Below are 6,806 nucleotides of genomic sequence, written 5' to 3' on the forward strand. Positions count from 1 at the left end.
ATCGCGCCACCCGTCACGACGTCGGCAAGACCATCAAACGCGACCTCACCCTCCAACAACACCAAAACCGCACAGGTTAAACAACAAGCTATAGCAGCACCAAGTACTCACGGCCGGTGAGCAGCGGAAACGGGCCTGGACATAGGCCGGGCCCGAGAATGTTTTGCAATCTTTCGATTGCTAGGTCTCTGGCGGCCTGATGGTCGTCAAGGCCACTGCATCCTCGGGCCGGTCGCCGGGTTTCCCCGGTAACGCACACCATGCCCAGGCCCGGGTCGCTGCCAACAGGGCCGAAAGTCCCATTCCGCCTGGTCAGGGCCGCGTCGACCGGAGTCTTCCGCTGGCGAGCACCCAGAGCGCCGCTGCCGCGATGGGGCAGGCCGTCAGCACGGTGACTGTGTTCACGCCGAGACCCGCCCCCTCGGTCAGCACCATGCCGGTCAGCAGCGCAAGGACCATGTTGTTGCCGGCGTGCGCCAGGCTGACCGGCCAGATGCTCCCGCTGCGGACCCAGAGCCAGCTGAGCACGATCTCCTGACACGCGAAGGACGTGGTCCACACCAGCAGCCCGAGCGCGACGTCGTCGAACTCGATGTAGCCGAGGAAGGCCAGCGGGTAGTGCCAAACGGCCCAGATCACCGCCGTGGCGAGCGTGGCGGCCAGCGGGCGGCCGGGGAACATCCGCAGCCGGAGGTAGCCGATCCAGCCGAACTCCTCGCCCCAGTAAATCGGGGTGAGAACCGGGACGAGGAACACCAGCGCCAGGATCAGCGACCACTCGGGCAGCGCCGCCGCGCTCGGCTGCCACAGCCCTGCCAGCGCCGCGATGCCGAGGGCGGCCGCGACCATGGCGAACGGCCCCAGCCAGGCCACGAGGTAGAGGTGCCAGTTGGCGCGCAGCCGCAGCTTGAGCCCCGCGTCGCCGAATCCCTCCCGGGTCACCCAGCGCCGCACGATGATTGCCGCGATGGCCGGGGCGAAGCCGAACGGCAGCTGCGCCAGGGGATCGACCAGGGAGAAGCCCAGCAGCGCGGCGCCGAACATGCTGGCCCAGGCTATGCCGTAGGCGAGGAGGACGAACGCCACCACGCCCTTGAACCGGGACGATGCCGGCTGCGTGGTGGGCCTGTCTAGTTGCGAGGTCGTCATGCGTCCAGCAGACCAATGCAGCGGTGGCCGGGTCACTATGAGCAGCCGCCCGGCTCGGGTATGGCTGGGCATACCTCGATCACTACGGCTGAACCCGCTGAACCGATCGCGGTCGTCTGGTTAGGTCGTGTTCGTGCTTACTGGGACCGTGTTGGATTCGTTGCGGCGGCGCCGTTTTTTGCTCAGCAGTTGGCCGTGGCGCTCGCTCGCCTACCTCCTCGGCACGCCTCCGGTGGTTGCCGCCACGGCTCTTCCGTGTCTGCTGTGGACAGTGGTGGTGGTCGCCGCGGTCCATCCGGAATCGGCGTCGTTCGGCAGGTGGCTGGTCGCGGTGTTCGTCGGCTGCGCGGTGCTCGCTGCGGGCGCACCCCTGGTCGCCCTGCCGTTGTCCAAGGTGGAGCGGTGGCGCCTGGGGCTCGTCGACATGCGGCCCATCGCGGGCGGCCACCAGGCGTCGTCGAAGACCGCCGGATCGTGGCACCGCCTGCGCGCGCTCTACCTGGACGCAGCGACCTGGCGTGCGATCGCCTACGCACTCCTACTGATCACGGTCGTTCCGGTTGCCTACGCGACCGTGTTCGGGATCGCATTCGGGCTCTTGGCGTACTTGGTGAGTCCGCTGCTCGTGCTCGGCGAAAACGGGCCGGTCGCAGTGGGTTTCGGCACCGTCACCAGCGTAGGCGAAGCGCTCTGGTACGCGTTGGCCGCCTTGGTCCTGCTCCCTGCGGTGCCGTACTTCTCGGCCCTGCTCGCCGGTGCGCACGCCGCCGTCGCCCGGACTCTGCTGCAGGACGGCAGCGCGAGCCTGCGAACCGAGCTGGTCGAGGTGTCGCAGTCACGGGCCCGGTTGGTGGACGCCTTCGAAGTCGAGCGGCGGCGGATCGAACGCGATCTGCACGACGGCGCGCAGCAGCGATTGGTCGGCCTCACCCTGAAACTCGGCATCGCCCGGCTGGACGTCCCGTCGGATTCCCAGGCGCACCAGAACGTTTCGGACGCGCATGAGGAAGCCAAGCAGCTCATGGCCGAGCTGCGCGAGCTGGTGCGCGGCATCCACCCGCGGGTGCTCACCGACCGGGGGCTGCCAGCCGCGCTCGGTGAACTCGCCGACCGCTGCCCGATTCCGGTGGCGGTGCATGCAGGGTTTCCGGACAGGTTCCCCGCGCATGTCGAGGCGACGGCGTACTTCGTGGTCGCCGAGGCGTTGACCAACGTCGCCAAGCACAGCGCCGCCACGGCCGTGTCGGTGACGGCGCGGCGGGACGACGGTGTGCTCGCGGTCGAGGTCGCCGATGATGGCCGCGGCGGCGCCGATCCCGCGCGCGGCACGGGGCTGACCGGGCTCGCGGACCGCGTCGCGGTGATCGACGGCAAGATGTTGTTGTCCAGTCCGGTCGATGGCCCGACCCTGTTGCGAGTGGAGCTGCCATGCCCGGTCCGATCCGAGTAGTGCTCGCCGAGGACGGCGTGCTGCTTCGGGAAGGCCTCGCCGGACTGCTCGGCAGGTTCGGCTTCGAAGTCGTCGCCGCGGTCGGCGACGCCGACGCGCTGACCACCGCCGTCACCGAGCACGACCCCGACCTGGTGATCACCGACATCCGCATGCCGCCGGGCTTCACTGACGAGGGGCTGCGCGCCGCCGTGGAGCTCCGCCGCGCTAACCCGGGGCTCGCGGTGGTCGCGCTCAGCCAGTACGTGGAGCGCAGCTACGCCGCCGAACTGCTCGACTCGCACCGCGGCGAACGGGTCGGCTACCTGCTCAAGGACCGGGTGGTCGACGTCGAGGAGTTCGCGGGCGTGCTGCGGCAGGTGGTCGCCGGCGGCACGGTGGTCGACCCGCAGGTGGTGCGCCAACTGCTGAACCGGCAGCGCGATCCGCTGGTGGCGCTGTCGGCGCGGGAACGCGAAGTGCTCGGCCTGGTGGCCGAGGGCCATTCCAACACCGAGATCGCCAGACGGCTGGTCGTCACCGAGGCGGCAGTCGGCAAGCACGTCGGCAACATCCTCGCGAAGCTGAACCTGCCACCGGCCGAGGACACCAACCGCCGCGTCCTCGCGGTGCTGACCTACCTCCGGTCTTGAGCCGTCAGGTGTCGTGAGCGTTTTGGAGTGCTATTGCGCTCCAAGGTGCTCACGAGCGCCGGTCAGTCGTCTCCGACGCCGCGGGCCGCGAGGGCTTCGCCGAGCTCGTCGGCGTGGCGCAGCGTGCGGACCAGGAACGGCACGGCGAACGCCGGGAACGAGCGCTCCGCGTTCCGGGCTCGTTGCGCTTCGCGCACCTGCGTCGCGATCGTCGACAGGGCCGCGACCGCCTGGAGCGTCAGGCCCACCAGCAGGCCGATCCGCTCCGGCCGGACACCGAAGCGCCGCAGCGGCCCCAGCCCGCGTTCCACGGCGGTGACCAGGTCGTCGACCTTGGTGGTCAGGGTGAAGAGGTTCGCGGCGGCGAGCGCGCCGAGCAGCCGCAGGCACACTGCGGCAGCGCTGTCGAGGCCGAGCAGCCACCACTGCAGCAGGAACACCACCAGCAGCAACGGGATCAGCAGCCGCACGGCCTGCCAGCAGCGGCGCAGCGGGATCCGGCCGACCAGGTACGCGACCGCGACCGCGAGCACGCATCCGCCCAGCGCCAGCGGTGACTGCAGCACGAAGGTCACCACCGCGAAGGCCAGCAGCGCCAGGAACTTCCACCCCGCCCCGAGCCGGTGCAGCGGGCTGTTCCCCGGCTCGTACAGGCCGAGCGGGCTCACTTGATCAGCTCACGGTAGAACGGGATGGCCGCGGCCGGTTCGTCGTCGGCGACCACCTTGCCCGCGTCGAGCACCACGACCCGGTCGAACCCGTCCAGCAGGTCCAGGTCGTGGGTGACCAGCACGACCTGCTGCGGCAGCCCGTTCAGGACCTCGATGAAATGCCGCTTGTTGCGCAGGTCGAGCAGCGTCGTCGGCTCGTCGCAGACCAGCACGTCCGGTTCCAGGACCAGCATCGAGCACAGCGCCAGCAGCTGCTTCTGCCCGCCGGAGAGCTGGTGCGCCGGGTGCTCGGCGTAGCCCTCCAACCCGTGCCTGGCCAGCACCTCCGCTGCCCGACGCTGCCGCTCAGCCTTGGAAAGGCCCTGCCTGCGCAGCGAGAACGCGACGTCCTCGCCCGCGGTGGGCATCACGATCTGGCTGTCCGGGTGGGTGAAGATGAATCCCACCCGCCGCCGCACCGCGCGGCCGTCGCGCACCGGATCCACTCCGTCGACCAGCACCCGGCCGCGGCTGGGGTGCACCAGGCCGTTGATCATCCGGGCCAGCGTGGACTTGCCCGAGCCGTTCGCCCCGACGAAGGCGACGCGCCGCTCGGCCAGCCGCAGGTCCACGCCGTCCAGCACGGTGCGCTCGTCGTAGCTGTGCCCGACATCCTCGAACTCGATCAACCCACTCGCTCCCACATCGTGGCCACGCCCAAACCGCCGCCGGAGGACAGCGCCGCCAGGCCGACGCGCGGTCCGTCCGCCCGCACCATCCGGCCGAACAACCGCACCACGAGCACCGCGCCGGAGGCTCCCCAGGGGTGGCCGAGCGCGATCGCGCCGCCGTCCGGGCCGGCCAGCCGCTCGTCGATGCCCGCGGCGTCCAGGCAGGCCAGGGTCTGCCCGGCGAAGGCCTCGTTGAACTCGACGATTTCCGGCGCGTGCTGTTCGAGCAGCTCCCGCATGGCGGGCACGGCGCCGAGGCCGAGCCGGTTCGGGTCGACTCCCGTCGTGCGCCAGCCCAGCAGCCGCAGCCCCGGCACGCCGAGCCGGCGGCGCTGCTCCTCGGTGGTGATCAGCACGGCGGCGGCCCCGTCGTTGATGCCGCAGGAGTTCGCCGCCGTCGCGGTCCCGTCCGAGGTGAACGCGGGCCGGAACCGGGCCAGCCGCTCGGCGGTGAAACCCTCGCGCGGCCGCTCGTCCGCGGAGATGCCGCCGACCGGCACCAGCTCGGCGTCGAAGCGGCCCGCTCGCCGCGCGGCCACGGCGCGTTCGTGGCTGCGGGCGGCGAAAGCGTCCTGGCGCTGCCGCGAAATCCCGGCCTCGGCCGCCACCAGATCGGCCGCCGGGCCCATGTCCGGGTCGCCGATATCGGCCGGCGCGAACGGTGCTCGGTCGTAGAAGCGGGGCGGTGCCGTCGCCGAACGCGGCCGCCACGCCCGCCAAGGCGCGGTCGACGGGCTCTCGGCGCCGCCGGCGAGGAACCAGTCGCCCACGCCGCCGCGGATCATCGCCGCAGCGGTGGTGATCGCGGTGAGCCCGCTCGCGCACTGCCGATCGATGGTCATGCCGGGCGTGGCCTCGCCCAAACCGGCGCGCAACGCCGCCACCCGGGCCGGATTCCCGCCGGGGCCGAGCACGTTGCCGAGCAGCACATCGTCCACTGTGGTCACACCGGCGTCGTCCAGGGCGGCGCGCAGCACCGGAGCGGCGAGCCGGTCGACAGCCAGGTGGCGCAGCTGGCCGCCTGCTTCGCCGATGGGAGTGCGGCGAGCGGCGATCACGACGGGAGTCCGGTTCACAGCGCCTCCGCATCGAGAGTCCCGGCCCGCAGCCGCTCCGCGATCAGGGCGCGGGCGGGCTTGCCCGACGCCGTCCGGGGCAGTTCCCGGACCGCCAGCCAACGCCGGGGGCGTTTCGCCGGGCCCAGCGCGTCGCGGGCCCGCGCGCGAAGTTCGCGCAGCGACGGCGGCGTCGCCGGATCGATCTCGACGACGGCGGTGACGAGCTCGCCGAACCTCGGATGCGGGCTGGCGCAAACCAGCACGTCAAGCACGCCTTCGGCGTCGCGCAGCACCGATTCGACCTCCTCCGCGCCGACGATCCGGGCGCCGGTGTTGATCGCCGAGCCGAGGCGACCGAGAACCTCCAGCGACCCGTCGGCATGCCGCACGGCGCGATCGCCGACCGTCGACCAGCCGTCCTCGGTCGTCGCGGGCACGATCGTCCCGTCGCGGAGGTAGCCGTCGAAGACCAGGTCGGAGCGCACCCACAATTCGCCGACGCCGTCCACGGGATCGCGCACGTCCACGTCGACGACGGGCCGCAGCGACCCGCCGCGCCGAACGGCGATCAGCGAATGCTCGGCCGACCCGTAGTACTCGACGAGTTCGCACCCGGGAAGCGCCTTGGCGAGCCGTTCCGCCAACGCCTCGTCCACCCGGGCCCCGCCGCAAACCACCGCGCGCAAGCGGCATTCGGCCCGCAGCACCGGATCACGCTCCAAAGTGGACACCAGAGCGGACAGCATCGCGGGCACCAGGTGGACCGCGGTGGCCCGCCGCGAAGCGGCAGCCGCACCCGCCGCGGACCACTTGTCCAGCAACTCCACATCGGCGCCCCCGCGGAGCGCGTGCAACGCGCCGAAGAGGAACAACGACGAGCTCAGCGGCCCCGGGATCAACACGCGATCCCGAGCGGCCAACGGCAGGCCGAGCGCAGCGAAGCTGCGCAACCACGACCGCCGAGACCGGATCAGCACCTTGGGAGCGCCGCTGCTGCCGGAGGTGGTGGGCAGGTAGAAGTGCGTGAGCTCCCCGCTGTCGGTGGGCGCCGGGCCTGCGGTGTGAACGGACCGTTCGTCTTGGTACGTGGTGTGAACGGACCGTTCGTCTCGGTAGGTGGGGTGAACGGGCCGTTC

General features: G+C 71.3%; 7 protein-coding genes. 2 read left to right on the plus strand and 5 right to left on the minus strand.

Annotation, left to right across the window (positions count from 1 at the left end; translation table 11 throughout):
• Positions 1-312: 312 nt before the first annotated feature.
• Positions 313-1,149 (minus strand): CPBP family intramembrane glutamic endopeptidase, encoded by an 837-nt coding sequence (locus AB0I53_RS45145; protein ID WP_358616163.1) that lies wholly within the window; start codon positions 1,147-1,149, stop codon positions 313-315.
• Between the two features lie 271 nt (positions 1,150-1,420).
• Here AB0I53_RS45145 and AB0I53_RS45150 point away from each other — a divergent pair, with 271 nt between their 5' ends.
• Entirely contained in the window at positions 1,421-2,599 is a 1,179-nt protein-coding gene (locus AB0I53_RS45150) for a sensor domain-containing protein (RefSeq protein WP_358616165.1), read from the plus strand.
• On the plus strand, positions 2,578-3,231 hold the full coding sequence (locus AB0I53_RS45155; protein ID WP_358616167.1) for a response regulator transcription factor: 654 nt from the start codon (positions 2,578-2,580) through the stop codon (positions 3,229-3,231). The genes AB0I53_RS45150 and AB0I53_RS45155 overlap by 22 nt, the downstream gene beginning before the upstream one ends.
• 62 nt (positions 3,232-3,293) lie before the next feature.
• Here AB0I53_RS45155 and AB0I53_RS45160 read toward each other — a convergent pair whose 3' ends face one another.
• The 4 genes from AB0I53_RS45160 to AB0I53_RS45175 form a co-directional block, all read right to left on the minus strand.
• Positions 3,294-3,899, minus strand: a complete 606-nt coding sequence (locus AB0I53_RS45160; protein ID WP_358616169.1) for an energy-coupling factor transporter transmembrane component T — start codon at positions 3,897-3,899, stop codon at positions 3,294-3,296.
• Positions 3,896-4,570 carry an ABC transporter ATP-binding protein gene (locus AB0I53_RS45165; protein ID WP_358616171.1) on the minus strand — a complete coding sequence of 225 codons (675 nt, stop codon included), beginning with the start codon at positions 4,568-4,570 and terminating at the stop codon, positions 3,896-3,898. The genes AB0I53_RS45160 and AB0I53_RS45165 overlap by 4 nt, the downstream gene beginning before the upstream one ends.
• Positions 4,567-5,688 carry a thiolase family protein gene (locus AB0I53_RS45170; RefSeq protein WP_358616173.1) on the minus strand — a complete coding sequence of 374 codons (1,122 nt, stop codon included), beginning with the start codon at positions 5,686-5,688 and terminating at the stop codon, positions 4,567-4,569. Before AB0I53_RS45170 ends, AB0I53_RS45165 begins: the two co-directional genes overlap by 4 nt.
• Positions 5,685-6,806: AMP-binding protein (locus AB0I53_RS45175; protein ID WP_358616175.1), on the minus strand; the 1,122-nt coding region annotated here is incomplete at its 5' end. The genes AB0I53_RS45175 and AB0I53_RS45170, both read right to left, overlap by 4 nt.

Origin of the sequence: Saccharopolyspora sp. NPDC050389, assembly GCF_040655595.1 — a bacterium.
Lineage (GTDB): Bacteria > Actinomycetota > Actinomycetes > Mycobacteriales > Pseudonocardiaceae > Saccharopolyspora.

Excerpts from the sequence above, each read along its gene's own strand:
- AB0I53_RS45145 (WP_358616163.1), bottom strand. The coding sequence starts at position 1,149 with ATGACGACCTCGCAACTAGACAGGCCCACCACGCAGCCGGCATCGTCC.
- AB0I53_RS45155 (WP_358616167.1), top strand. The coding sequence starts at position 2,578 with ATGCCCGGTCCGATCCGAGTAGTGCTCGCCGAGGACGGCGTGCTGCTT.